This window comes from Pseudomonas sp. EA_105y_Pfl2_R69, assembly GCF_963970915.1.
Taxonomy (GTDB): Bacteria; Pseudomonadota; Gammaproteobacteria; order Pseudomonadales; family Pseudomonadaceae; genus Aquipseudomonas.
Map to the genome: position 1 here is coordinate 1,151,253 of NZ_CAXAOO010000001.1, position 23,758 is coordinate 1,175,010.

Here is a 23,758-nt window from a genome sequence, read left to right on the forward strand (position 1 = left end):
GACCGGCGTCGTGTGGCCATTAAGCTGCGCGCCTTGAGTACCAATCGAGTCCCGTTATGAGTGAGCAGCAAGCCATTATCGTGCCGCAGATTTCCAGCTTTCCCGGGCATGAGGCGCGGGCGCGATTGATCGTGCGCTGGCTGGTCAAGCAGAACATCATCGAAGAGCAGCTGAGCACCTGCGGGCGTACCTTCAAGCATATGGGGTATGGCATTGCCGAGGGCGCGCGGCGGGTGGTCGAGCGTCCCGAGTTGCTGCCGTTTGGGCAGGCGGTGCATGGCCTGGAAATCATCTACAAGCGCTGCATCTATACCCCGACGGCGGGCTTTCTCGAGGAGGCGGGCTGTCCTGAGTGCAGACGGGAGGTTGGGGGAAGGTTGTTCGACAGCCTGGAGGAATGGATGCCGGCGCACACCGACAACTTCAGGTGTCCGTTATGCGGCCATGAAGACGATATCAACGGCTTTATGTTTCTGCAGCCCTGCGGCTTCTCCAACCTGGGGTTTATCTTCAACAACTGGGCGGATGCCGGTTTCAAGCAGAGCTTTCTCGACGACTTCGCCGCGCGTTTGGGTTATCCGCTATCGCTAGTAAGAGTTGACTTGTAGGTCAGATTGGCGACGTTGTCGGCGCGCATCTCAACAATCAGCACGCCTAGCCGATTGTTTGCATTGAGTGCAGGGGGGCGTCTGAGTATAATGGCGCGCTTCCTATTTTCCCGTCCGGGAGCCCCCGCCATGCTGCGTATCAGTCAAGAAGCTCTTACCTTCGACGACGTTCTACTTATTCCAGGTTATTCCGAAGTTCTGCCGAAGGATGTCAGCCTCAAAACGCGCCTGACCCGTGGCATCGAGCTGAATATCCCGTTGCTCTCTGCGGCCATGGATACCGTGACCGAAGCCCGCCTGGCCATCGCCATGGCTCAGGAAGGCGGCATCGGCATCATCCACAAGAACATGACCGCCGAGCAGCAGGCTGCCGAAGTGCGCAAGGTCAAGCGTTACGAGTCCGGTGTGGTCAAGGACCCGATCACCATCGAGGCCGACGCCACCGTGGGTGACCTGTTCGAGCTGACCCGGCAGAACAACATCTCCGGTGTGCCGGTGCTGCACGATGGCGACCTGGTCGGCATCGTCACCAGCCGTGACGTGCGTTTCGAGACCGACATGGGGGCCAAGGTGCGCGACGTGATGACGCCCAAAGAGCGCCTGGTCACGGTCAAGGAAGGCGAAGACACCCAGGTGGTGCGCAAGTTGCTGCACAAGCACCGCATCGAGCGCGTGCTGATCGTCGACGAGCAGTTCCGCCTCAAGGGCATGATGACCGTCAACGATATCGAAAAAGCCAAGGCCTACCCGCTGGCCAGCAAGGACGACCAGGGGCGTCTGCGCGTCGGCGCAGCTGTCGGCACCGGTGCCGATACCGAAGACCGCGTTGCCGCGCTGGTGCATGCCGGCGTTGACGTGATCATCGTCGACACCGCCCACGGCCACTCCAGGGGCGTGATCGACCGGGTGCGCTGGGTCAAACAGACCTTCCCGGAAGTCCAGGTGATCGGCGGTAATATCGCCACCGGCGCAGCGGCCAAGGCCCTGGCCGAAGCCGGCGCGGATGCGGTCAAGGTTGGCATCGGCCCGGGCTCGATCTGCACCACCCGTATCGTCGCAGGCGTCGGTGTGCCGCAGATTTCCGCCGTGGCCAATGTCGCCGCTGCACTGGCCGGTAGCGGTATTCCGCTGATCGCCGATGGCGGCATCCGCTTCTCCGGTGACCTGTCCAAGGCCATCGTCGCCGGTGCCTCCTGCGTGATGATCGGCTCGATGCTGGCCGGTACCGAAGAGGCCCCGGGCGAAGTCGAGCTGTTCCAGGGCCGCTCCTACAAGGCCTACCGCGGTATGGGTTCGTTGGGTGCGATGGCGCAGGCCCAGGGGTCCTCGGATCGTTACTTCCAGGATTCCTCGGCCGGTGCCGAGAAGCTGGTGCCGGAGGGCATCGAAGGTCGTGTTCCTTACAAGGGCGCGATGGCCGCCATCGTTCACCAGCTGATGGGCGGCCTGCGTGCCTCCATGGGCTACACCGGTTGCGCGACTGTCGAAGAGATGCGCAGCAAGCCGGAGTTCGTGCGCATCACCGGTGCCGGCATGGCCGAGTCCCATGTGCACGATGTGCAGATCACCAAAGAAGCCCCGAACTATCGCGTGGGCTGATTGTTGATCAGTTGATATGAAGCACGGGGCTGTCGCTGTTTTTGCAGGGCAGCCCCGAGTTATTTGCGAATTCCGCTACGAGAGACGGCCATGTCCCATCCTGACATTCACGCCCACCGCATCCTGATTCTGGATTTCGGTTCCCAGTACACCCAATTGATCGCCCGCCGCGTGCGTGAGATCGGCGTGTATTGCGAGTTGCACCCCTTCGATATGAGCGACGAAGACATCCGCGCCTTCGCCCCGCGCGGGATCATTCTCGCCGGTGGCCCGGAGTCGGTGCATGAGCTCGACAGCCCACGCGCGCCGCACGCGGTGTTCGATCTCGGCGTACCGGTGCTGGGTATCTGCTACGGCATGCAGACCATGGCCGAGCAGCTCGGCGGCAAGGTCCAGGGGTCGGATCTGCGTGAGTTCGGTTACGCCCGCGTCGACGTGGTCGGCAAGGCTCGTCTACTCGACGGCATCGAAGACCATATCGACGACGATGGCGTGTTCGGCCTGGACGTGTGGATGAGCCATGGCGACAAGGTCACCACCCTGCCGGAAGGCTTCCATATTCTCGCCAGCACCCCGAGCTGCCCGATTGCCGCCATGTGCGACGATCATCGCGGCTACTACGGCGTGCAGTTCCACCCGGAAGTGACCCATACCAAGCAGGGCGGGCGCATCCTTTCCCGCTTCGTCCTGGAAATCGCCGGCTGCCAGGCGCTGTGGACGCCGTCGAATATCGTCGAAGACGCCATCGCCCAGGTGCGCGCCCAGGTTGGCAGCGCCAACGTGCTGCTCGGCCTGTCCGGCGGCGTGGATTCCTCGGTGGTCGCGGCGCTGCTGCACAAGGCCATCGGCGATCAGCTGACCTGCGTATTCGTCGACAACGGCCTGCTGCGCCTGCATGAAGGCGAGCAGGTGATGGCCATGTTCGCCGAGAACATGGGGGTCAAGGTGATCCGCGCCAACGCCGAAGAGCAGTTCCTCGGCAACCTGGCCGGCGAAGCCGACCCGGAGAAGAAGCGCAAGATCATCGGTCGCACCTTTATCGACGTATTCGATGCCGAAGCCAGCAAGCTGGACAACATCAAGTTCCTCGCCCAGGGCACCATCTACCCGGACGTGATCGAGTCGGCCGGTGCCAAGACCGGCAAGGCCCACGTGATCAAGTCGCACCACAACGTCGGCGGCCTGCCGGAGGAGATGAACCTCAAGCTGGTGGAGCCGTTGCGCGAGCTGTTCAAGGATGAAGTACGGCGCATCGGCCTGGAGCTGGGCCTGCCCTACGACATGGTCTACCGCCATCCGTTCCCGGGCCCGGGTCTGGGCGTGCGCATCCTCGGCGAAGTGAAGAAGGAATACGCCGACATCCTGCGTCGCGCCGACCATATCTTTATCGAAGAGCTGCGTAACTTCGACTGGTACCACAAGACCAGTCAGGCCTTCGTGGTGTTCCAGCCGGTCAAGTCGGTCGGCGTGGTCGGTGACGGCCGTCGTTACGCCTGGGTCGTGGCCCTGCGCGCGGTGGAAACCATCGACTTCATGACCGCCCGCTGGGCGCACCTGCCCTACGAGCTGCTGGAGAAAGTCAGCAACCGCATCATCAACGAGATCGAGGGCATCTCCCGCGTCACCTACGACGTGTCGAGCAAGCCGCCTGCCACCATCGAGTGGGAGTGATGTAGCCGGCAAGGGCAGCGAAAGCTGCCCTTGTCGTTTCTGCTGCGGCATCCTGTCCGTTTTTCGGGGTCGTCAGTCCCGCCGCTTAAATGAGAAGATATTGCAATTGGTAGTCCGGATTAAATCCGGGCTGATATCTTCCCGGATTGCATCCGGGCTACGGGAATCCCTATGTCCTTTACCCGCAGACAAATGCTGGTCGGCCTGGCTGGTCTTGGCGTTGTCGGCCTCGGTGCTGGCGGCGTGCGCTATTGGCTGGGCCGTCCGGAAAATGTGGCGACCCATGACTATGAACTGATCGCCGCGCCGCTGGATATCGAGCTGGTGTCGGGGCATACCACACCGGCCTGGGCCTACGGTGGTCAGGCGCCTGGTGTGGAGTTGCGCTGCCGTCAGGGCGAGCGCTTGCGCGTGCGCTTTATTAATAAGCTGGAGGTGCCGACCACCATCCACTGGCATGGCATTCGCCTGCCGCTGGCCATGGACGGCGTGCCCTATGTTTCGCAGCTGCCGGTGCTGCCGGGTGAATACTTCGACTACAACTTCATCACCCCCGATGCCGGCAGCTTCTGGTATCACCCCCATGTCGCCAGCGGCGAGCAGCTGGGTCGCGGCCTGGTCGGCGCTTTGATTGTCGATGAGCGTGAGCCGACGGGCTTTCGCCATGACCACACGCTTAACCTGAAAAGCTGGCATATCGACGAGCGAGGTGCCTTCACTGCCTTCAGCGTGCCGCGCGAGGCCGCGCGTGGCGGCACGCCGGGGCGGCTGAGTACGGTCAATGGCGTGCACGCGCCCACCCTGGATTTGCCGGCCGGGCAGGTGGTGCGTCTGCGCCTGATCAATCTGGATAACACCCTGACCTATCGCCTCAACCTGCCCGGCGCGGATGCACGCATCTATGCGCTGGACGGCAATCCGGTCGAGCCCCGACCGCTGGGCAAGGAGTACTGGCTGGGGCCGGGCATGCGTCTCGAACTGGGGCTGAAGGTGCCGTCGGCCGGCGTAGAGCTGTCGCTGCGCAACGGCCCATTGCGTCTGGCGACCCTGCGCGCGCAGCCCAGTGCCGAGGTGGCGGGCGAATGGCCGCCAGCCTTGCCGGCCAACCCGGTTGCCGAGCCGGATCTGGCTGCTGCCGAAACCCTGCGGTTCAACTTCGAGTGGGCCGGGGCCGTTTCCGTGGGTCTGGCCCAGGGCGCGGCCCACCGCTTCTGGCAGATCAATGGCCAGGCCTGGGATATCAATGACAAGACCTGTGCCGATCGGCCGATTGCCAGCCTGCAGTTGGGCAAAAGCTATATCTTCGAGTTGCGCAACCTCAGCCAGTATCAGCACCCGATCCACCTGCATGGCATGACCTTCAAGGTGCTGGCGTCCAATCGCAAGGCGGTTATTCCGTATTTCACCGACACCTACCTGCTGGGCAAGAACGAAAGTGCGCGGGTGGCGCTGGTCGCCGATAATCCCGGGGTGTGGATGTTCCACTGCCATGTGATCGACCATATGGAAACCGGCCTGATGGCCTCGATTGAGGTGGCGTAGGGTGGGTGTCGCTTTTTACATCCACCGGCTTTTTTGGTGGTAAACGCTTCGCGGTTTTCCATCCTACGGATTCAACCCATGAAAAGAGTACAAATCATCGACCGCTCACGCGACGCGCATTTCATGCGTGAGGCTCTGGCCCTGGCCGCTGAGGGGGCGACCCTGGGCGAGGTGCCGGTCGGTGCAGTGCTGGTGCAGGACGGCGAGATTGTCGGGCGCGGTTTCAATTGCCCGATTTCCAGTCATGACCCCAGCGCCCATGCCGAGATGGTGGCGATACGTGCCGCTGCCCGGGCCGTGGACAACTACCGCCTGCCGGGCAGCACCCTGTATGTGACTCTGGAACCGTGCAGCATGTGCGCCGGGCTGATCGTGCATGCGCGGGTGCAGCGCGTGGTGTATGGCGCAACCGAGCCCAAGGCCGGGGTGGCCGTGAGTCGCGGTGAGTTCTTCGATCAGGCATTTCTCAATCATCGGGTGTTGATCGAGGGCGGGGTGCTGGCCGAGGAATGCGGTGCGGTGCTTAGCGAGTTTTTCAAGATGCGCCGTGCAACGCGGTAGAGGTTCTCAGCGCTTCAGCCCTCCCGCGGAGAACGGCAGGCGAAACACGAGGCGCAATCCGGGGCTGGGCAGGTGCCGGACTACAGCGGCGGCAGTTCTTCCGGCGGCGGCGTCTTGTTCACCCCGGGCACATGCAGGCTGCTGTCGGCCAGCTGGGTGCCTTCCAGCTGCGGCTGGGTGACCCAGGTGAGGATGTCGTAATAGCGGCGGATGTTGCGCACGAAATGCACCGGCTCGCCGCCGCGGGCGTAGCCGTAACGGGTCTTGCTGTACCACTGCTTCTGCGCCAGGCGCGGCAGGATCTTCTGCACATCCAGCCACTTGTTCGGGTCCAGGCCTTCGGCCTGGGTCAGCTTGCGCGCATCTTCCAGGTGGCCGCCGCCGACGTTGTAGGCGGCCAGGGCGAACCAGGTGCGATCCGGTTCCTCGATGCTCTGCGGCAGCTGCTTTTTCACGTGGGCGATGTACTTGGCTCCGCCGTCGATACTCTGCTTGGGGTCGAGTCGGTTGGACACGCCCATGGCCTGGGCGGTGCGCAGGGTCAGCATCATCAGGCCACGTACGCCGGTCTTCGAGGTGGCGGTCGGTTGCCAGAGTGATTCCTGATAGCCCATGGCAGCCAGCAGGCGCCAGTCGACCTGGTTGTTCTGCGCCGCCTGGCGGAAGAACTGTTCGTAGCGCGGCAGGCGCTGCTGCAGGTGTTTGGCAAAGGTGTAGGCACCGACATAGCCGAGTACGTCGACGTGACCGTAATAGCGATCCTTCAGGCGCTGCAGGCTGCCATTCTTGTGCGCGCGTTCGATAAAGGCGTTGATTTCGTCCAGCAGGCTGGTGTCTTCCCCGGGGGCGACCGCCCAGGCCAGGTTCTGCGAGTCGCCCAGGTCGAAGGCCACCCGTACGTTGGAGAAGTACACCTGATTCATCGCCAGTTCGTTGGAGTCGACCAGGGTCAGGTCGATCTGTCCCTCGTCGACCATGCGCAGCAGGTCGACCACTTCCACCGCGGCGGACTCCTCGACACTCAGCTCGGGCAGTTGCGCCTGCAATGCCTGCAGTTGTTCGGCGTGGCTGCTGCCCTTGAGAACCAGGATGCGCTTGCCCGCGAGGTCGGCCGGGCGGGTGGGGCGCTGCTGGCCGTTGCGGTAGATCACCTGGGGGGTGACCTCCAGGTAGGGCAGGGAGAAGCGTGCGCTCTGTCGCCGGCTGGCGCTTTCGACCAGGCCGGCGGCGGCCAGCACCGGGCCGCCGGGCTGGCCCAGGCTGGTAAACAGATCGTCGAGGTGGTCGGCGGTTTCGATTTTCAGCTCGACGCCCAGGTCGTCGGCAAAGCGCTTGACCAGCTCGTATTCGAAGCCGGTTTCGCCGTTACGGTCCTGGAAATAGGTGGCCGGGCTGTTACGGGTGATCACCCGCAGTACACCCTCCGCCTGAACGCGCTCGAGTGTGCTGGGTTCTTCAGCGCAGCCGCCGAGCAGCAGGAGGATTCCGATCGCCGACAGCCAGCGGGCACAGCGCGGACGGAACGCAGATTGAGCAAACATTGGCGCAGTATACGCAAAGCATGGGGCGCGCCATATCTCGACAGTGCAGCGCTTCTCTGCTAGCGCGATTCGTGCTGCCGCGGGTGCTGTTGGCGACGCTTTAGGCTAGAATGCACGGCCTCAAAGTACACCCCCTTCCCAGAGGCTGTCCCCGATGTTGATCCTGCGCGGCGCTCCCGCCCTTTCTGCTTTTCGTCACGGTAAATTGCTCGAACAACTGACCGGCAAGGTACCCGCTGTCACTGGGCTGTATGCCGAGTTCGCGCATTTTGCCGAAGTTAGCGGCGTTCTGAATGCCGATGAAGAGCAGGTGCTGGCCCGTTTGCTGAAATACGGCCCGAGTGTGCCGGTGCAGGAGCCCAGCGGCCGCCTGTTTCTGACCATTCCGCGTTTCGGCACTATCTCTCCCTGGTCGAGCAAGGCCAGCGATATCGCCCGCAACTGCGGCCTGGCGAAGATTCAGCGCATCGAGCGCGGCCTGGCCTATTACGTGACTGGCGAGCTGAGCGCCAACGACGCGCAGCAGGTCGCCGAGCTGCTGCACGACCGCATGACCCAGCTGGTGCTGGATAACCTGGAAGGGGCCGGCGCGCTGTTCAGCCACGCCCAGCCCAGGCCGCTGACCGCGGTGGATGTGCTGGGTGGCGGCCGCGCCGCCCTGGAGCAGGCCAACGTCGAACTGGGCCTGGCCCTGGCCGAGGACGAAATCGACTACCTGGTGAGCAGCTTCAATGACCTGGGGCGCAACCCCCACGACATCGAACTGATGATGTTCGCCCAGGCCAACTCCGAGCATTGCCGGCACAAGATCTTCAATGCCAGCTGGGATATCGACGGCCAGAGCCAGGAAAAATCCCTGTTCGGCATGATCAAGAACACCTATCAGATGCACAACGAAGGCGTGCTGTCTGCTTATAAGGACAACGCTTCGGTGATAGTCGGGCACACCGCCGGGCGCTTCTTCCCGGACGCGCAAACCCGCCAGTACGGCGCGACCCAGGAGCCGGTGCATATCCTGATGAAGGTGGAAACCCACAACCATCCGACCGCCATCTCACCGTTCTCCGGTGCCTCCACTGGTTCCGGTGGCGAGATTCGCGACGAAGGCGCGACCGGTCGTGGTGCCAAGCCCAAGGCGGGTCTGACCGGTTTCACCGTCTCCAACCTGCAGATCCCGGGTTTCGAGCAGCCCTGGGAAGTGCCTTATGGCAAGCCCGAGCGCATCGTCACCGCTCTGGACATCATGATCGAAGGCCCGCTGGGTGGCGCGGCGTTCAACAACGAATTCGGCCGCCCGGCCCTGACCGGCTACTTCCGCACCTTCGAGCAGGCGATCCAGACCCCGCGTGGTGAAGAAGTGCGTGGTTACCACAAGCCGATCATGCTGGCCGGCGGCATGGGCAACATCCGTGCAGATCACGTGCAGAAGGGCGAGATCACTGTAGGGGCCAAGCTTATCGTGCTCGGCGGCCCGGCCATGCTGATCGGCCTGGGCGGCGGTGCCGCTTCGTCGGTCGCCACCGGTGCCAGTTCGGCCGACCTGGATTTCGCCTCGGTACAGCGCGAGAACCCGGAAATGGAGCGCCGCTGCCAGGAGGTTATCGACCGTTGCTGGCAGCTGGGCGAGCACAACCCCATCGCCTTTATCCACGACGTCGGCGCGGGCGGTCTGTCCAACGCCTTCCCGGAACTGGTCAACGACGGCGGGCGCGGCGGGCGCTTCGAGCTGCGCAATGTGCCCAATGACGAGCCGGGCATGGCCCCGCACGAAATCTGGAGCAACGAATCCCAGGAGCGTTACGTGCTGGCGGTGGATGCCGCCGACTTCGAGCGCTTCAAGGCGATCTGCGAACGCGAGCGTTGCCCGTTTGCCGTGGTCGGTGAGGCCACCGAAGAAGCCCACCTGACCGTGACCGACAGCCATTTCGGCAACAACGCCGTGGATATGCCGCTCAACGTTCTGCTCGGCAAGGCCCCGCGCATGCACCGCTCGGCCACCCGGGAAAGCGAGCTGGGTGACGATTTCGATGCCAGCACCCTGGCCATCGATGAAGCCGTGACCCGCGTGCTGCATCACCCGGCCGTGGCCAGCAAGAGCTTCCTGATCACCATCGGCGACCGCACCATTACCGGTCTGGTGGCCCGCGATCAGATGGTCGGCCCGTGGCAGGTGCCGGTGGCCGATTGCGCGGTCACCGCCACCAGCTTCGACGTCTACACCGGTGAAGCCATGGCCATGGGCGAGCGCACGCCGCTGGCGCTGCTCGATGCTGCGGCGTCCGGGCGCATGGCGATTGGCGAAACCCTGACCAACCTGGCCGCTTCGCGCATCGAGAAGATTTCCGATATCAAACTGTCCGCCAACTGGATGGCCGCCGCCGGCCACCCGGGCGAAGATGCCCGTCTGTACGACACAGTTCAAGCAGTCGGTATGCAGCTGTGCCCCGAGCTGGGTATCACCATCCCGGTGGGCAAGGACTCGATGTCGATGAAGACCCGCTGGCAGGATGACGGCGCGGAGAAGAGCGTGACCTCGCCGCTGTCATTGGTTGTTACCGGCTTCGCCCCGGTCGGCGATATCCGCAAGACCCTGACCCCGCAACTGCGCATGGACAAGGGCGAAACCGACCTGATCCTGATCGATCTGGGCCGTGGGCAGAACCGTCTGGGCGCCTCGATCCTCACTCAGGTCTACGGCAAGCTCGGCAGCCAGGCCCCGGATGTGGATGACGCCGAAGACCTCAAGGCCTTCTTCGCGGTGATCCAGGGCCTCAACGCCGATGGTCATATCCTCGCCTACCACGACCGCTCCGACGGTGGCCTGCTGGTCACCGCCCTGGAGATGGCCTTTGCCGGTCACTGCGGGCTGAATCTGTTCCTCGATGCCCTGGCCGGCGACAGTAATGAGCTGGCCGCCGTGCTGTTCAACGAAGAGCTGGGCGCGGTGATCCAGGTGCATCAGGACGCCACCCCGGAAGTGCTGGCGCAGTTCAGTGCCGCCGGCCTGGGCGATTGCGTGGCGGTGATCGGCCAACCGGTCAACAGCGATGCCGTGGCAATCGGCTTCAACGGTCAGCCGGTATTCGCCGGCCAGCGCCGCCTGCTGCAGCGCCAGTGGAGCGAAACCAGCTACCGCATCCAGCGTCTGCGCGACAACGTCCAGTGCGCCGATCAGGAATTCGACGCGCTGCTGGAAGAAGACAATCCGGGCCTGTCGGTCAAACTCGGCTTCGATGTCAACGAAGACATCAGTGCCCCCTATATCCGCAAAGGTGTGCGTCCGCAGATCGCCGTGCTGCGCGAGCAGGGCGTCAACGGCCAGGTGGAAATGGCCGCAGCCTTCGATCGCGCCGGTTTCAACGCAATCGACGTGCATATGAGTGATATCCTCAGCGGTCGAGTCAGCCTGGACGAGTTCAAGGGCCTGGTCGCCTGCGGCGGCTTCTCCTACGGCGACGTGCTCGGTGCAGGTGAGGGCTGGGCCAAGTCGGTGCTGTTCAACAGCCGGGCCCGTGATGGCTTCCAGGCCTTCTTCGAGCGCAAGGACAGCTTCGCCCTGGGCGTGTGCAACGGCTGCCAGATGATGAGCAACCTGCACGAGCTGATCCCCGGCAGCGAGTTCTGGCCGCACTTCGTGCGCAACCGCTCGGAGCAGTTCGAGGCGCGGGTGGCCATGGTTCAGGTGCAGGAGTCGGCCTCGATCTTCCTGCGCGGGATGGCCGGTTCGCGCATGCCAATCGCCATCGCCCACGGTGAAGGCCATGCCGAGTTCGAGAGCGAGGAAGCCTTGCTCGAGGCCGACCTGTCCGGTTGCGTGGCCATGCGCTTTATCGACAACCACGGCAAGGTCAGCGAAACCTACCCGGCCAACCCCAACGGTTCGCCACGCGGTATCACCGGCCTGACCAGTCGCGACGGCCGCGTGACCATCATGATGCCGCACCCGGAGCGGGTGTTCCGCGCCGTGCAGAACTCCTGGAAGCCGGATGACTGGCAGGAAGACGCCGGCTGGCTGCGTATGTTCCGCAACGCCCGGGTCTGGGTGGATTGATCGGGGTGGCGCGGGCCGATGGATAAGTCCGCGCCCATCCTGCCCGAGGTGCGCCAGGTCGAGCCTGGCGCGACCTTGCTGCTGTGCCGCTGCGGGCGTTCGCCCCGGCTTCCCGATTGCAGCCCAGGCTGCAGCCATGGACTTCGTCTCCAACCCGTTCAACAGCAACTCCTGCTGCTGTGCCGTTGCGCCCGTTCGCGGCACCTGCCCTATTGCGATGGCAGCCATAACCCGCCCGTGCAGGGTTTTCGCGAGCGCTGGCGACGTTTCTGGCGTGGCCTCTAGGCGCGGCGGTGGGGCAGCGTGCGGATGCTGCGCGGCGAGCTGACAAGTGGCGTGGGGTGCGCGCGTGGGCGAGCTACGCTCAAGGTGCATGGCGGTACTGAACGTCGGCGCAATTGTCGGGTCATAGCTGGCAACTGTGATGAGCACCACGAACCGTGAATAAGGCAAAGTGCCATTATTGTGTGGCATCATTCGCGCGCTTTTTTGATCGGTCGTGCCCTTGGAGACCTTGATGTACAAGCTGTGTTTTTATGTGCCGGAAACTCACCTGGATGGGGTGAAAAAAGCCATTTTTACAGCCGGTGGCGGCCGTATAGGGGCGTATGACAGTTGCTGCTGGCAGACCCTGGGGCAGGGCCAGTTTCGGCCGCTGGAAGGCAGTCAGCCGTTCGTCGGGCAGATCGGGGCGATCAAGCAGGTGGCCGAGTGGAAGGTCGAACTGGTGGTGGCCGACGAGCTGATCCACGATGCGGTCAAGGCGTTGAAGCACAGCCACCCTTATGAAACGCCGGCTTTTGAGGTGTGGCGGCTTTCGGATATCCAGTTCTAAGGTTTCTGCAGGGAGAAGGCACCACAAAGGTGCCTTTTTTGTGGGTGTGTCGCCGCTAGGTCGTGGGCTTCATTGTCGTAGGGTGCGCCGTGCGCACCGAGCGATTCTGTCTAGGCTGGTGCGCGCGGCGCACCCTACGGTTTTTAGCCCAGAAAAATGCACGGCATTAACCGAAAACTGTGTTTTTACATCTGTGCTCAGGGGCGTATTTCAATCAGCGTGCCGTCTTTGACCAGTCCCCAGACCTCGCGCATATCGTCATTTTTCAGGGCAATACAGCCTTCGGTCCAGTCCAGTGTGTGGAAGAACCACTCGGGGTATTCCTCGTCCAGTGGCGTGCCGTGAATCATGATCATGCCGCCGGCCGCCACGCCTTGCTTGCGTGCCTGGGCTTGGTCCCGCGCATTGGGGTAGGAAATATGCATGGAGAGCTGGTACTTATCGCTGTTCTTGCGCCAGTCGATCCAATAGAAGCCCTCTGGGGTGCGCAGGTCGCCTTCGCGGCGCTTGGCTCCCACGGGCTGCTTGCCCAGGGACATCCGGTAGGATTTGAGGGTTTCGCCGCGGCTCTGCAGGTGCAGCTTGCGCTCGGATTTGAGCACCAGCACCTTGTCGATGGTCTTGCCGCCGAGGGTGACGGTGGTCGTGGCCTGAGTGGTCAGGGTAAAGGTCAGGCAGAGTAGGGCTAGCAACCAGCGCATCATCGTTTCCGTCAATCAAAAAGCTTTCTTGTAATGCGCGCGCAAGGCTTCGAGCGGCTCGTTGCGGACCGGGAAGTGTTGCTCGCGGCGGTCAGCGAAGTAGCATTCTAGGGTACGGCCGATGGTCGGGAAAGCCAGCTCGGACCAGGGGATGTCCTGTTCGTGGAACAGCTGCACCTCGAGGCTTTCCTCGCCTGCGGCAAAGTCGAGGTCGACCAGTTCGGCACGGAACAGCATATACACCTGATTGATATGCGGCAGGTCGAACAGGGTATAGAGGCTCAGGTCGCGTACCCGGGCGCAGGCTTCTTCGTGGGTTTCGCGGGCGGCGGCCTGTTCCAGGGTCTCGCCGTTCTCCATAAAGCCCGCGGGCAGGGTCCAGTAGCCGCGCCGTGGCTCGATGGCGCGCCTACACAGCAGCACCTGGTCGTGCCATACCGGCAGGCAGCCGGCGATGATGCGCGGGTTCTGGTAGTGGATGGCCTGGCAGTGCCCGCAGACATGCCGCAGGCGGTTGTCGCCCGTGGGGACGAGCAGGGTGACGGGGCTGCCGCAGTTGCTACAGAACTTCATGCCGGCTACTCGGGAGTGGTTAAGGCTATCTTGGCGCGGCGGCGCTATGCTCGGCAAGCGCCGTGGGCGCGAGGCCTGCTCTCGAGGCGTGGCCGCAGTCGGTTCGGGGCTTGGGCTGCGCGTTGCTTTCGTGCCATTATCGGGGCAGAACAAAGATCGAGAATATCCATGCTGGACGAGCTGCTCCATCGCATGCGTGGCTATAGCCCGCACCTGCTGCAGACCACCAACGACTATCCGCAGGCCGCGGTGCTGGTTCCCATTACCCGCAGCGACGAGCCCGAAGTGGTGTTGACCTTGCGCGCCAGCGGGCTGTCCACCCATGGCGGCGAGGTGGCCTTTCCCGGTGGCCGGCGCGACCCCGAAGATGCCGACCTGATTCGCACCGCCCTGCGTGAGGCGCAGGAGGAAATCGGCCTGCCGCCCGGCCTGGTTGAGGTGATCGGGCCGCTCAGCACCCTGGTTTCGCGCCACGGTATTCAGGTCACGCCCTATGTCGGGCTGGTGCCGGACTTTGTCGACTACCAAGCCAACGACGATGAAATCGCCGCGGTGTTTAGCGTGCCCTTGGCGTTTTTCCGCGACGACCCGCGTGAGACCACCCACCGCATCGATTACCTCGGGCGCAGCTGGTATGTGCCGAGTTACCGCTATGGCGAATACAAGATCTGGGGCCTGACCGCGATCATGCTGGTCGAACTGGTCAACCTGATTTACGACGATGCCGCTATCGACATGCATCGCCCTCCCGAGCACTTTATCAAGCTCACCTGAGGGTGAGCCGAGGACTATCTGGATGAACTATCGCCTGGGTCAATCCCGTGTCGAAGCCCATGCCGACAGCTGGGTCGCGCCCAATGCCGTGCTGGTGGGCAAGGTCAAGCTGGAGCCCGGCGCGAGCGTCTGGTTCAACGCCGTGCTGCGTGGCGACAACGAGCAGATCCATATCGGCGAGAACAGCAATGTGCAGGACGGCACCGTGATGCACACCGATATGGGCTTCCCGCTGAATATCGGCAAGGGCGTGACCATCGGCCACAACGCCATGCTGCATGGCTGTTCGGTGGGTGACTACAGTCTGATCGGTATCAATGCCGTGGTGCTCAACGGGGCGAAGATCGGCAAGTACTGCATCATCGGGGCCAATAGCCTGATCGGTGAAGGCAAGGAGATTCCCGATGGCTCCCTGGTCATGGGTTCGCCCGGCAAGGTGGTGCGCGAGTTGACCGAGGCGCAGAAGAAGATGCTCGAAGCCAGCGCCGCCCACTATGTGCACAACGCCCAGCGCTATGCCCGCGAGCTGGCGGAGCAGGACGAGTGAGCGGGCAGGAGCGCCCGGTTGCTTCGCCCTGCGTGCATGTTTGCGCCCTCGATGATGAGGATATCTGCATCGGTTGCCAGCGTAATGTCGCCGAAATCACTCGCTGGAGCCTGATGGACAACGCCGAGCGCCGCCAGGTGCTGGGGCTGTGCCATGCGCGCGCCACGGCCAAAGGCATTCTGCTGTAACTTTCGTGATCAGTTTGAGGATTCACCATGCCCCGTATCGGAACCCCTTTGTCGCCGAGCGCGACCCGTGTGCTGTTGTGTGGCTCTGGCGAGCTGGGCAAGGAAGTGGTGATCGAGCTGCAGCGCCTGGGCGTCGAGGTGATTGCCGTGGACCGCTACGCCAATGCTCCGGCCATGCAGGTGGCTCATCGCAGCCATGTGCTCAATATGCTCGACGGCGACGCACTGCGCGCGGTGATCGAACTGGAAAAGCCCCACTACATAGTCCCGGAAATCGAGGCCATCGCCACCGCGACCCTGGTCGAGCTGGAGAGTGAAGGCTATACCGTGATCCCCAGCGCCCGTGCCGCGCAGCTGACCATGAACCGCGAAGGTATCCGCCGGCTGGCCGCTGAAGAGCTGGGTTTGCCGACTTCGCCTTATCGGTTTGCCGATTCTTTCGAGCAGTGCCGGGCCGCGGTCGAGAGCATTGGTTTTCCCTGCCTGATCAAGCCGATCATGAGCTCTTCGGGCAAAGGCCAGTCCGTGCTGAAGAGCGCGGATGATCTGCAAGTCGCCTGGGATTACGCCCAGGCGGGCGGCCGCGCCGGTAAGGGCCGGGTGATAGTCGAAGGCTTTGTCGACTTCGATTATGAAATTGCCCTGCTCACCGTGCGCCACGCCGGCGGCACCACCTTCTGCGCGCCGGTTGGCCATCGCCAGGTCAAGGGCGACTACCAGGAGTCCTGGCAGCCGCAGCCGATGAGCGCCAAGGCCCGGGCCGAAGCCGAGCGCATTGCTTTGGCGGTCACAGGTTCGCTGGGTGGGCGCGGGTTGTTCGGCGTCGAGCTGTTCGTCAAGGGCGATCAGGTGTGGTTCTGCGAAATCTCGCCGCGGCCCCACGACACCGGCCTGGTTACCCTGATTTCCCAGGACCTGTCGGAATTCGCCTTGCATGCTCGGGCCATTCTCGGCCTGCCGATTCCGGCGATTCGCCAGCTGGGGCCATCCGCCTCGGCGGTGATTCTGGTCGAGGGCGAGTCGCGCCAAGTCAGTTTCGGCAATCTGGGGGCGGCGCTGGCTGAGCCCGACACCGCCCTGCGTCTGTTCGGCAAGCCGGAAGTCAATGGCCACCGGCGTATGGGCGTGGCCCTGGCGCGGGATGAGTCGCTGCAGGCGGCGCGGGACAAGGCGAGCCGGGCGGCGCAGGCGGTCAGCGTCGAGTTGTGAGCCGTTTGCGCGCCGGTCTCTGGTGGCTGGGGCTGGCGCTGCTGTCGCCACTGGTGGTGCCGCAAGCACTCTATACCCGCCGTCGGGCGCTCAGGTTGCCGCCTGCCGAGGGGGCGCGGCAGGGGCTGGCTGCAGCCGAGCAGGCGGGCGTGCCATTGCGCTTGCTGGTGCTGGGCGAATCCACCGTGGTGGGCGTCGGGGTCAGTCGTCTGCAGGCGGCCCTGGTCGGGCAACTGGCCGAGGCCCTGGCGCGCCGCTGCGGGCGGCCCGTGGCCTGGCGCGCCTGCGGCGAAAATGGCATCAGCGCGGAACAGGCCTGCGCGCGCTTGTTGCCGCAGGTGCTGGATCAGCCTTTCGATCTGGCGCTGCTGGTCTTCGGGGTTAACGACACGACTGGGCTGACGTCGTTGCGTCGCTGGCAGGCTGCACTGGCCTGCATGGCCGGTGCGCTGCAGGGGCGGGGTGCCCAGGTGGCCTTTAGCGGTGTGCCGCCGCTGGAGCATTTCACCGCATTGCCCTGGCTGTTGCGGCGACTGCTTGGCATGCGCGGGGCATTGCTGGATCGGCACCTGCGCCGCCTGGCGAGTAGCCTGGGGGCAGGGCACCATGGGGTCGAGCTGGAATTTTCCGGCGATTACCTGGCGTGCGACGGTTATCATCCCTCGGCCCTTGGCTATCGCGTCTGGGCTGAAGGGCTGGCGGTCAGTCTGGCGGCTAGTCTTGCGCCTGCTCCTGCTCGGTCGTGACCTTGGTGCTGGCTTTCCAGGCACGCACGGTTTTCACCCGGTTTTCCGAGGATTGCAGGATTTCCAGGCGATAGGGGCCGATTTTCAGGCAAACCGCGCTTTCCGGAATGCTTTCCAGGGCTTCGGTGATCAGGCCGTTGAGGGTCTTCGGGCCGTCGCAGGGCAGGTGCCAGTCCAGGGCCTTGTTCACTTCGCGGATATAGGCCGCGCCGTCGATCACCTGGGTGCCGTCTTCCTGGGGGTGGATATCCGGGCTGCGCAGGCTGTCCTTCTTGCTGAAGTCGCCGACGATCTCTTCGAGGATGTCTTCCAGGGTGACGATGCCGATTACATCGCCATATTCGTCGACCACGATGCCGATACGCCGCTTCTGTTTCTGGAAGTTGATCAGCTGGGTCGACAGCGGGGTGCCTTCGGGCACGAAGTACGGCTCGTTGCAGGCCGCCAGTAGTGCCTCTTTGCTCAGCTCGTTGTGGGTCAGCAGTCGGGCAATCTGGCGCATATGCACGATGCCTTCGATCTGATTGATATCGGTGCGAAATACCGGCAGGCGGGTGTGGGTGGTGTTGGTCAGCAGATTGATGATGTTCTCGAGGTCGTCGTCCAGGTTGATGCCGGTCACTTCGTTGCGCGGGATCATGATGTCATCCACCGTGACCCGCTCCAGGTCGAGGATGCCGAGCAGCATGTTCTGGCGGTTTTTCGGCATGCCGGGGCCGGACTCGCGTACCACGCTGCGCAGTTCTTCGGTGGACAGGCTGTCGCTGGCCCGTTGCGACGGGTCGACGCCGAGCAGGCGCAGCAGCATGTTGCTGATCGAACTGGTTGCCCAGACCACCGGGTAGAGCAGGCGTTGCAGTAGCAGTAGTACGCGGCTGGCGGGGAAGGCCACCAGCTCAGGGCGCAGGGCGGCCAGGGTCTTGGGCGTAATCTCGCCGAAAATCAGTACCACTATGGTCAGGCCGGCGGTGGCGATGGCAATCCCGGCTTCGCCCCAGATATCCACGGCCAGTACGGTGGCGATGGAGGCGGCGAGAATATTGACCACGTTGTTGCCCACCAGGATGGTGCCCAGTAGGCGGTCCGGACGGCTCAGTAGGCGGGTCACGCGGGTCGCGCCCTTGTGCCCTTCCTTGGCCATATGCTTGAGGCGGTAGCGATTGAGGCTGAGCATGCCGGTCTCCGAGCTGGAGAAGAATGCCGAGCAGAGGATCAGAAATATCAACAGGCCAAGCAGATAGCTTGAGTGCAGGTCGTCCACGAAAGGGGTCTCAGATATGCAGGATGAATTCGCGGACCAGCTTGCTGCCGAAGTAGGCCAGCATCAGCAGACAGAAGCCGGCCAGGGTCCAGCGGATCGCTTTGTGTCCGCGCCAGCCAAGCTGGTGGCGGCCCCACAGCAGAACGGCAAACACCACCCAGGCAAAGCCCGAGAGGATGGTCTTGTGGACCAGGTGCTGGGCCAGCAGGTCATTGATAAACAGCGCCCCCGAGAGTAGCGACAGCGACAGCAGCAGCCAGCCGGCCCAGAGGAAGCCGAACAGCAGGCTCTCCATGGTCTGCAGGGGTGGGAAGTTTTTGATCAGTCCGGAGGGGTGCTTGTGCTTGAGCTGATGATCCTGCAGCAGCACCAGTAGCGACTGAAATACGGCAATGGTGAGCATGCCGTAGGCGGTGATCGACAGCAGGATATGCGCCAGTATGCCGGGGGCCTCGTCGATGGCCTGGGTGGTGCCGCTGGGCATAAATTGAGCGAGCAGTACGGTCAGGAAACCCAGGGGGAATAGCAGCAGCAGCAGGTTTTCCACCGGGATCCGCGAGCAGGCCAGCAGGGTCAGCAGGATCACGGCGGCGGCGATCAGGCTGGCGGCCTTGAAAAAGTCGAGAAATAGACCGCTGCCGTCGAACATTTGCATAAACAGGCTGCCGCCATGGAACATCAGGGCGAGTACGCCGAGCAGCACCAGCAGGCGTTTATTGGAGGTGCTGCGCTGTTGCAGGCGCAAGCCCTGATAGAAGGCGGCAGCGGCATAGAGACCGGCGGCAGCGAGGCTGGGTAGCAGAGGGTGCATAAATCCTTGTCAGGCAAACCCGAAAGGGGCTCAGTGTGGCATACAACTCGTGCGCCACGAAAGCGTCTGGCGGTGTCGGTGCTCTCTCGTCTCCGCTATAATCCGCCACCTGTTGCAAGCCCACCCTCGGCTCGATAGAGCCTGAAAGGAACGCGCATGTTCGAAAATCTGACAGACCGCCTCTCGCAGACCCTGCGAAATGTCACCGGCAAAGCCAAGCTGAGCGAAGACAACATCAAGGACACTCTGCGTGAAGTGCGCATGGCCTTGCTGGAGGCCGACGTTGCCTTGCCGGTGGTCAAGGACTTCGTCAATAAGGTCAAGGACCGTGCGGTCGGCACCGAGGTGTCGAAAAGCCTGACTCCAGGCCAGGCCTTTGTGAAGGTCGTGCGCGCCGAGCTTGAAGAGCTGATGGGCGCGGCCAACGAGGACCTGGCGCTGAATGCCGTGCCGCCGGCCGTGATCCTGATGGCTGGCCTGCAGGGTGCGGGCAAGACCACCACGGTCGGCAAGCTGGCGCGCTTCCTCAAGGAACGCAAGAAGAAGACTGTGCTGGTGGTGTCCGCCGACGTTTATCGCCCGGCGGCGATCAAGCAGCTGGAAACCCTGGCCAGCGATATCGGGGTGACCTTCTTTCCTTCCGATCTCAGTCAGAAGCCGGTGGATATCGCCGAGGCGGCGATCAAGGAAGCCAAGCTCAAGTTTATTGATGTGGTGATCGTCGATACCGCCGGTCGCCTGGCCATCGACGCCGAGATGATGGCCGAGATCCAGGCGTTGCACGCGGCAATCAAGCCGGTGGAAACCCTGTTCGTGGTCGACGCCATGACTGGCCAGGACGCCGCCAATACCGCCAAGGCCTTCAATGACGCGCTGCCGCTGACCGGCGTGGTGCTGACCAAGGTCGATGGTGATGCTCGTGGCGGTGCGGCGCTGTCCGTGCGGCATATCACCGGCAAGCCGATCAAGTTTATCGGCATGGGCGAGAAGACCGAGGCGCTCGAGCCCTTCCATCCGGAGCGTATCGCTTCGCGCATCCTCGGTATGGGCGATGTGCTCAGCCTGATCGAGCAGGCCGAGCAGACCCTGGACAAGGAAAAGGCCGAGAAGCTCACCAAGAAGCTGAAGAAGGGCAAGGGCTTCGATCTCGAAGACTTCCGCGACCAGCTGCAGCAGATGAAGAACATGGGGGGGCTTGGCGGCCTGATGGACAAGCTGCCGCAGATGGGTGGGGTCAATCTGGCGCAGATGGGCAGCGCCCAGGGCGCGGCCGAGAAGCAGTTCAAGCAGATGGAGGCGATCATCAACTCGATGACGCCGCAGGAACGCCGCGATCCCGATGTCATCAGTGGCTCGCGCAAGCGCCGCATCGCCATGGGGTCAGGCACTCAGGTGCAGGACATTGGTCGTCTGATCAAGCAGCACAAGCAGATGCAGAAGATGATGAAGAAATTCACTGCCAAAGGCGGTATGGCCAAGATGATGCGTGGCATGGGTGGGATGATGCCCGGCGGCCTGCCGAAGATGTAAGGAATTCGCGTCGGCAGCGATGTCGGCGCAATCCCCCGCTGGAAGCGGGAATTCACAGTAACCCCGCCTTTTGCGGGAGCTGATTGGCCGGTTTGTATCGCGGCCCTCTGGCAAATCTTGATTGCGCAGTCTTATGCGCCCGAAAAAGCCATTTGCAAAAGTCCGGATATTCCTTAGAATATGCGGCCTTTCGGGCACCTATGCCCGCTGTGCATTTAGATTTGCAGCACCGACTACAGGAACTATGTTCACATGCTAACGATTCGTCTTGCCCTTGGCGGCTCCAAAAAGCGCCCGTTTTACAAAATCAACGTGACTGACAGCCGTAACCCACGTGACGGTTCGCACAAAGAAGAGATCGGTTTCTTCAACCCGGTCGCTCGCGGTCAGGAAGTTCGTCTGTCCGTGAAGCAGGATCGCCTGGCCCATTGGCTGAGCGTTGGCGCACAGCCGTCTGATCGTGTTGCCCAGTTGTTGAAGGACGCTGCTAAGGCTGCGGCCTGAGCAATATGAGCGCGACGCCTGACTCTACCGATGATTTGATCGTTATCGGCAAGATTTACTCTGTACATGGCGTTCGCGGTGAGGTGAAGGTTTATTCCTTTACTGATCCTGTTGCAAATCTGCTGGAGTACAAGTCCTGGACGCTTAGGCGTGAAGGCAGTGTCAAGCAGGTAGAGCTGATCGGCGGACGTGGGAGTGATAAATTCCTGGTCGCGAAGCTTAAGGGTCTTGATGACCGTGAAGAGGCACGCCTTCTTGCCGGTTATGAGATCTGTGTACCACGCAATCTGTTTCCTGAATTAACAGACGGCGAGTACTACTGGTACCAGTTGGAGGGTCTCAAGGTTATCGACCAGGCAGGGCAATTGCTCGGCAAGATTGATCACTTGTTAGAAACCGGTGCCAACGATGTGATGGTGGTCAAACCCTGCACCGACAGCCTGGATGGTCGCGAGCGCTTGTTGCCCTATACCGAGCAATGTGTGCTGTCGATTGATCTGAGTGCTGGCGAAATGCGGGTCGACTGGGATGCGGACTTCTAAGCCTGATGCCAAATCTGCGCGTTGAAGTCATCACGCTGTTCCCGGAAATGTTTACCGCTATCAGTGATTACGGCATTACCAGCCGCGCGGTGAAACAGGGTTTGTTGCAACTGACCTGTTGGAACCCGCGGAGCTACACCACAGACCGTCACCACACAGTGGATGATCGGCCTTTTGGCGGTGGCCCAGGCATGGTGATGAAGATCAAGCCGCTTGAGGATGCTTTGCTCGATGCCAAGCACGCCGCAGGTGATAAAGCGAAGGTGATTTATCTTTCGCCGCAAGGTCGCCAGCTGACACAGTCAGCAGTACGCGAACTGGCTAATGAGGAGGTTTTGATCCTGATTGCCGGCCGCTACGAAGGCATTGACGAGCGCTTTATCCAGGCGCATGTCGATGAAGAATGGTCGATTGGGGACTACGTCCTGTCCGGCGGTGAGCTGCCGGCCATGGTGCTGATCGATGCGGTAACGCGCCTTTTGCCTGGTGCATTGGGTCATGCAGCCTCGGCCGAGGAGGACTCCTTTACGGATGGCCTGCTCGACTGCCCGCACTACACCCGCCCGGAGGTGTATGCGGATAAACGTGTTCCCGAAGTGTTGCTTAGCGGCAACCACGAACACATCCGGCGCTGGCGTTTGCAGCAGTCCCTTGGGCGGACCTGCGAACGACGTGCCGATCTTCTGGAAAGCCGCTCGCTTTCTGGAGAAGAGAAGAAGCTGCTGGAGGAATACATCCGCCAGCGGGACGATAGTTAATGTATCGATGACCGGCCAAGGCCAGTCTTAGGAGCGCAGCATGACCAACAAGATTATCCAGCAGATCGAAGCTGAGCAGATGGGCAAAGAGATCCCGACCTTTGCACCGGGTGACACTGTTGTTGTCCAGGTTAAAGTGAAGGAAGGTGACCGTCAGCGTCTGCAGGCTTTCGAAGGCGTAGTTATCGCCAAGCGTAACCGCGGCCTGAACAGCGCCTTCACCGTGCGTAAAATCTCCAACGGTGTTGGCGTAGAGCGTACTTTCCAGACCTACAGCCCGCTGGTCGACAGCCTGGCCGTTAAGCGTCGTGGTGACGTGCGTAAAGCCAAGCTTTACTACCTCCGTGACCTGTCCGGTAAGGCAGCACGCATCAAGGAAAAACTGGGCTAAGCCTCAGCTTTCCAATAAAAAGCAGCCTTCGGGCTGCTTTTTGCGTTTCAGGGGGTGGTGATTGTCTGTGCCGCTCGGCCAGTCCGGCGGTGTGCGACTCTACTTGTTCAGGCTGATTTTCAGTGAGGCCTGGGACAGGTCGATATCGTGCAGGCTGAGGCTGCCGAAGCTCTGCCCTTGGGGCGCGCTGGCGACACGGATATTGTCGAAGCGCAGTTCGCCGATGCTGCTGGGCAGGCGTACATTGACCGAGCCGTCGGCGTTGACCGCCGAACTCATGTGGCCGGTGTCGTATTGCACGTCGGTCATTGTGGTTTCCGTCTCGAGGCTACTGAGTACCGGCATCACCAGCTTGCTTAGCTGGCCGATGGTGCCCAGGCCGTCGTCACTGCCTGCCTGCAGAAACAAGCCTTGCAGCAACTCCTCCAGCCCCTGTGCGCTGACCTTGCTCATTTCCGTATCGCTCAGTGGGTGCAGGCTCTGGGGGCGTTCCAGTTGGCTGATGACGCTGGGCTGGCTGCGCTGGGTATCGGCACTGGCGATCTGAAAGGGGCTGAGCAGGGCGGCGATCAGGGTGGCGGCCAGGCGCAGGTTGCTTTGCTTGGTCAGAGCCTTTTTAAGTTGGCGTTCCGTTAGCCAGCCTTGCTCGATAAGCGTTTCGCCCAGGCGTTTCTGGTTGGTGAGTTGCAGTTGAATGGCTGTATCCAACTGGCCGCGGTTAATCAAGCCTTTGTTGATCAGAATTTGACCAAGACGTGAGTGCTGTTGGCTGGACATCGGATGGACCCGCTGTGCTGTAGTGGCGTGGTGCAATC

24 protein-coding genes are annotated in these 23,758 nt (G+C 62.4%); 18 read left to right on the forward strand and 6 right to left on the reverse strand.

The genetic code is table 11. The features are described 5' to 3' along the window. The first annotated feature begins 56 nt into the window (after window positions 1-56). The 5 genes from AACY13_RS04990 (at window position 57) to tadA (ending at window position 5,981) form a co-directional block, all read left to right on the forward strand. Complete coding sequence (locus AACY13_RS04990) at window positions 57-608, forward strand: sugar ABC transporter ATPase (RefSeq protein WP_339459707.1); 552 nt, start codon at window positions 57-59, stop codon at window positions 606-608. Window positions 609-737: 129 nt separating this feature from the next. Continuing rightward, window positions 738-2,207, forward strand: coding sequence for an IMP dehydrogenase (gene guaB / locus AACY13_RS04995; protein ID WP_339459709.1), 1,470 nt, complete (start codon window positions 738-740; stop codon window positions 2,205-2,207). A 90-nt stretch (window positions 2,208-2,297) separates the two neighbouring features. Then, window positions 2,298-3,878, forward strand: coding sequence for a glutamine-hydrolyzing GMP synthase (gene guaA / locus AACY13_RS05000; protein ID WP_339459711.1), 1,581 nt, complete (start codon window positions 2,298-2,300; stop codon window positions 3,876-3,878). A gap of 171 nt (window positions 3,879-4,049) precedes the next feature. After that, complete coding sequence (locus AACY13_RS05005) at window positions 4,050-5,420, forward strand: multicopper oxidase family protein (RefSeq protein ID WP_339459712.1); 1,371 nt, start codon at window positions 4,050-4,052, stop codon at window positions 5,418-5,420. Window positions 5,421-5,498: 78 nt separating this feature from the next. Next, on the forward strand, window positions 5,499-5,981 hold the full coding sequence (gene tadA, locus AACY13_RS05010; RefSeq protein ID WP_339459713.1) for a tRNA adenosine(34) deaminase TadA: 483 nt from the start codon (window positions 5,499-5,501) through the stop codon (window positions 5,979-5,981). Window positions 5,982-6,061: 80 nt separating this feature from the next. Here tadA and mltF read toward each other — a convergent pair whose 3' ends face one another. Continuing rightward, window positions 6,062-7,522, reverse strand: a complete 1,461-nt coding sequence (gene mltF, locus AACY13_RS05015) for a membrane-bound lytic murein transglycosylase MltF (protein ID WP_339459714.1) — start codon at window positions 7,520-7,522, stop codon at window positions 6,062-6,064. Between the two features lie 154 nt (window positions 7,523-7,676). Between mltF and purL the strand changes: the two genes are divergently transcribed. From purL to AACY13_RS05030, 3 genes are all read left to right on the forward strand, one after another. Then, entirely contained in the window at window positions 7,677-11,573 is a 3,897-nt protein-coding gene (purL, locus tag AACY13_RS05020; protein WP_339459715.1) for a phosphoribosylformylglycinamidine synthase, read from the forward strand. An 18-nt stretch (window positions 11,574-11,591) separates the two neighbouring features. After that, entirely contained in the window at window positions 11,592-11,858 is a 267-nt protein-coding gene (locus AACY13_RS05025) for a CDGSH iron-sulfur domain-containing protein (RefSeq protein WP_339459716.1), read from the forward strand. 232 nt (window positions 11,859-12,090) lie between these two features. Next, window positions 12,091-12,408 (forward strand): YqfO family protein, encoded by a 318-nt coding sequence (locus tag AACY13_RS05030; protein WP_339459717.1) that lies wholly within the window; start codon window positions 12,091-12,093, stop codon window positions 12,406-12,408. Window positions 12,409-12,605: 197 nt separating this feature from the next. Here the strand turns inward: AACY13_RS05030 and AACY13_RS05035 are convergent, their stop codons facing one another. Together AACY13_RS05035 and AACY13_RS05040 are read right to left on the reverse strand one after the other, a co-directional pair. Then, window positions 12,606-13,109: a L,D-transpeptidase family protein gene (locus tag AACY13_RS05035; RefSeq protein WP_339459719.1), complete on the reverse strand. Its 504-nt coding sequence runs from the start codon at window positions 13,107-13,109 to the stop codon at window positions 12,606-12,608. Window positions 13,110-13,124: 15 nt separating this feature from the next. Further along, window positions 13,125-13,682, reverse strand: a complete 558-nt coding sequence (locus AACY13_RS05040) for an NUDIX hydrolase (RefSeq protein ID WP_339459720.1) — start codon at window positions 13,680-13,682, stop codon at window positions 13,125-13,127. 168 nt (window positions 13,683-13,850) lie between these two features. Between AACY13_RS05040 and AACY13_RS05045 the strand changes: the two genes are divergently transcribed. Genes AACY13_RS05045 through AACY13_RS05065 form a run of 5 tightly spaced genes read left to right on the forward strand, consistent with a single transcriptional unit; the run spans window position 13,851 to window position 17,146 of the window. Next, window positions 13,851-14,456, forward strand: a complete 606-nt coding sequence (locus AACY13_RS05045) for a CoA pyrophosphatase (protein WP_339459722.1) — start codon at window positions 13,851-13,853, stop codon at window positions 14,454-14,456. Between the two features lie 22 nt (window positions 14,457-14,478). After that, window positions 14,479-15,003: a gamma carbonic anhydrase family protein gene (locus AACY13_RS05050; protein WP_339459724.1), complete on the forward strand. Its 525-nt coding sequence runs from the start codon at window positions 14,479-14,481 to the stop codon at window positions 15,001-15,003. Continuing rightward, a complete protein-coding gene (locus AACY13_RS05055; protein WP_339459725.1) occupies window positions 15,000-15,191 on the forward strand; it encodes a DUF1289 domain-containing protein in 192 nt (63 codons plus the stop codon). The genes AACY13_RS05050 and AACY13_RS05055 overlap by 4 nt, the downstream gene beginning before the upstream one ends. Before the next feature lie 27 nt (window positions 15,192-15,218). Further along, window positions 15,219-16,400, forward strand: coding sequence for a formate-dependent phosphoribosylglycinamide formyltransferase (gene purT, locus AACY13_RS05060; RefSeq protein WP_339459727.1), 1,182 nt, complete (start codon window positions 15,219-15,221; stop codon window positions 16,398-16,400). Further along, on the forward strand, window positions 16,397-17,146 hold the full coding sequence (locus AACY13_RS05065; protein WP_339459728.1) for an SGNH/GDSL hydrolase family protein: 750 nt from the start codon (window positions 16,397-16,399) through the stop codon (window positions 17,144-17,146). Before purT ends, AACY13_RS05065 begins: the two co-directional genes overlap by 4 nt. Here the strand turns inward: AACY13_RS05065 and AACY13_RS05070 are convergent. Then, window positions 17,115-18,407: an HlyC/CorC family transporter gene (locus AACY13_RS05070; RefSeq protein ID WP_339459730.1), complete on the reverse strand. Its 1,293-nt coding sequence runs from the start codon at window positions 18,405-18,407 to the stop codon at window positions 17,115-17,117. The genes AACY13_RS05065 and AACY13_RS05070 overlap by 32 nt on opposite strands. 10 nt (window positions 18,408-18,417) lie before the next feature. After that, window positions 18,418-19,218 carry a cytochrome C assembly family protein gene (locus AACY13_RS05075; RefSeq protein ID WP_339459731.1) on the reverse strand — a complete coding sequence of 267 codons (801 nt, stop codon included), beginning with the start codon at window positions 19,216-19,218 and terminating at the stop codon, window positions 18,418-18,420. Between the two features lie 156 nt (window positions 19,219-19,374). Here AACY13_RS05075 and ffh point away from each other — a divergent pair, with 156 nt between their 5' ends. The 5 genes from ffh (at window position 19,375) to rplS (ending at window position 22,943) form a co-directional block, all read left to right on the forward strand. Further along, window positions 19,375-20,748, forward strand: coding sequence for a signal recognition particle protein (ffh, locus tag AACY13_RS05080; protein WP_339459733.1), 1,374 nt, complete (start codon window positions 19,375-19,377; stop codon window positions 20,746-20,748). 252 nt (window positions 20,749-21,000) lie between these two features. After that, window positions 21,001-21,252, forward strand: a complete 252-nt coding sequence (rpsP, locus tag AACY13_RS05085) for a 30S ribosomal protein S16 (protein ID WP_339459735.1) — start codon at window positions 21,001-21,003, stop codon at window positions 21,250-21,252. Between the two features lie 5 nt (window positions 21,253-21,257). Then, entirely contained in the window at window positions 21,258-21,794 is a 537-nt protein-coding gene (gene rimM, locus AACY13_RS05090; RefSeq protein WP_339459736.1) for a ribosome maturation factor RimM, read from the forward strand. A 5-nt stretch (window positions 21,795-21,799) separates the two neighbouring features. Further along, entirely contained in the window at window positions 21,800-22,552 is a 753-nt protein-coding gene (gene trmD, locus AACY13_RS05095) for a tRNA (guanosine(37)-N1)-methyltransferase TrmD (protein ID WP_339459738.1), read from the forward strand. 40 nt (window positions 22,553-22,592) lie between these two features. Continuing rightward, window positions 22,593-22,943 carry a 50S ribosomal protein L19 gene (gene rplS, locus AACY13_RS05100; protein ID WP_325507925.1) on the forward strand — a complete coding sequence of 117 codons (351 nt, stop codon included), beginning with the start codon at window positions 22,593-22,595 and terminating at the stop codon, window positions 22,941-22,943. A gap of 99 nt (window positions 22,944-23,042) precedes the next feature. On the opposite strand, the gene AACY13_RS05105 is transcribed toward rplS, so the two are convergent. Continuing rightward, window positions 23,043-23,720: a hypothetical protein gene (locus tag AACY13_RS05105; RefSeq protein WP_339459740.1), complete on the reverse strand. Its 678-nt coding sequence runs from the start codon at window positions 23,718-23,720 to the stop codon at window positions 23,043-23,045. Between the last annotated feature and the right edge of the window lie 38 nt (window positions 23,721-23,758).

Excerpts from the sequence above, each read along its gene's own strand:
- AACY13_RS04990 (WP_339459707.1), top strand. The coding sequence starts at position 57 with ATGAGTGAGCAGCAAGCCATTATCGTGCCGCAGATTTCCAGCTTTCCC.
- guaB (WP_339459709.1), top strand. The coding sequence starts at position 738 with ATGCTGCGTATCAGTCAAGAAGCTCTTACCTTCGACGACGTTCTACTT.
- guaA (WP_339459711.1), top strand. The coding sequence starts at position 2,298 with ATGTCCCATCCTGACATTCACGCCCACCGCATCCTGATTCTGGATTTC.
- AACY13_RS05005 (WP_339459712.1), top strand. The coding sequence starts at position 4,050 with ATGTCCTTTACCCGCAGACAAATGCTGGTCGGCCTGGCTGGTCTTGGC.
- tadA (WP_339459713.1), top strand. The coding sequence starts at position 5,499 with ATGAAAAGAGTACAAATCATCGACCGCTCACGCGACGCGCATTTCATG.
- mltF (WP_339459714.1), bottom strand. The coding sequence starts at position 7,522 with ATGTTTGCTCAATCTGCGTTCCGTCCGCGCTGTGCCCGCTGGCTGTCG.
- purL (WP_339459715.1), top strand. The coding sequence starts at position 7,677 with ATGTTGATCCTGCGCGGCGCTCCCGCCCTTTCTGCTTTTCGTCACGGT.
- AACY13_RS05025 (WP_339459716.1), top strand. The coding sequence starts at position 11,592 with ATGGATAAGTCCGCGCCCATCCTGCCCGAGGTGCGCCAGGTCGAGCCT.
- AACY13_RS05030 (WP_339459717.1), top strand. The coding sequence starts at position 12,091 with ATGTACAAGCTGTGTTTTTATGTGCCGGAAACTCACCTGGATGGGGTG.
- AACY13_RS05035 (WP_339459719.1), bottom strand. The coding sequence starts at position 13,109 with ATGCGCTGGTTGCTAGCCCTACTCTGCCTGACCTTTACCCTGACCACT.
- AACY13_RS05040 (WP_339459720.1), bottom strand. The coding sequence starts at position 13,682 with ATGAAGTTCTGTAGCAACTGCGGCAGCCCCGTCACCCTGCTCGTCCCC.
- AACY13_RS05045 (WP_339459722.1), top strand. The coding sequence starts at position 13,851 with ATGCTGGACGAGCTGCTCCATCGCATGCGTGGCTATAGCCCGCACCTG.
- AACY13_RS05050 (WP_339459724.1), top strand. The coding sequence starts at position 14,479 with ATGAACTATCGCCTGGGTCAATCCCGTGTCGAAGCCCATGCCGACAGC.
- purT (WP_339459727.1), top strand. The coding sequence starts at position 15,219 with ATGCCCCGTATCGGAACCCCTTTGTCGCCGAGCGCGACCCGTGTGCTG.
- AACY13_RS05075 (WP_339459731.1), bottom strand. The coding sequence starts at position 19,218 with ATGCACCCTCTGCTACCCAGCCTCGCTGCCGCCGGTCTCTATGCCGCT.
- ffh (WP_339459733.1), top strand. The coding sequence starts at position 19,375 with ATGTTCGAAAATCTGACAGACCGCCTCTCGCAGACCCTGCGAAATGTC.
- rpsP (WP_339459735.1), top strand. The coding sequence starts at position 21,001 with ATGCTAACGATTCGTCTTGCCCTTGGCGGCTCCAAAAAGCGCCCGTTT.
- rimM (WP_339459736.1), top strand. The coding sequence starts at position 21,258 with ATGAGCGCGACGCCTGACTCTACCGATGATTTGATCGTTATCGGCAAG.
- trmD (WP_339459738.1), top strand. The coding sequence starts at position 21,800 with ATGCCAAATCTGCGCGTTGAAGTCATCACGCTGTTCCCGGAAATGTTT.
- rplS (WP_325507925.1), top strand. The coding sequence starts at position 22,593 with ATGACCAACAAGATTATCCAGCAGATCGAAGCTGAGCAGATGGGCAAA.
- AACY13_RS05105 (WP_339459740.1), bottom strand. The coding sequence starts at position 23,720 with ATGTCCAGCCAACAGCACTCACGTCTTGGTCAAATTCTGATCAACAAA.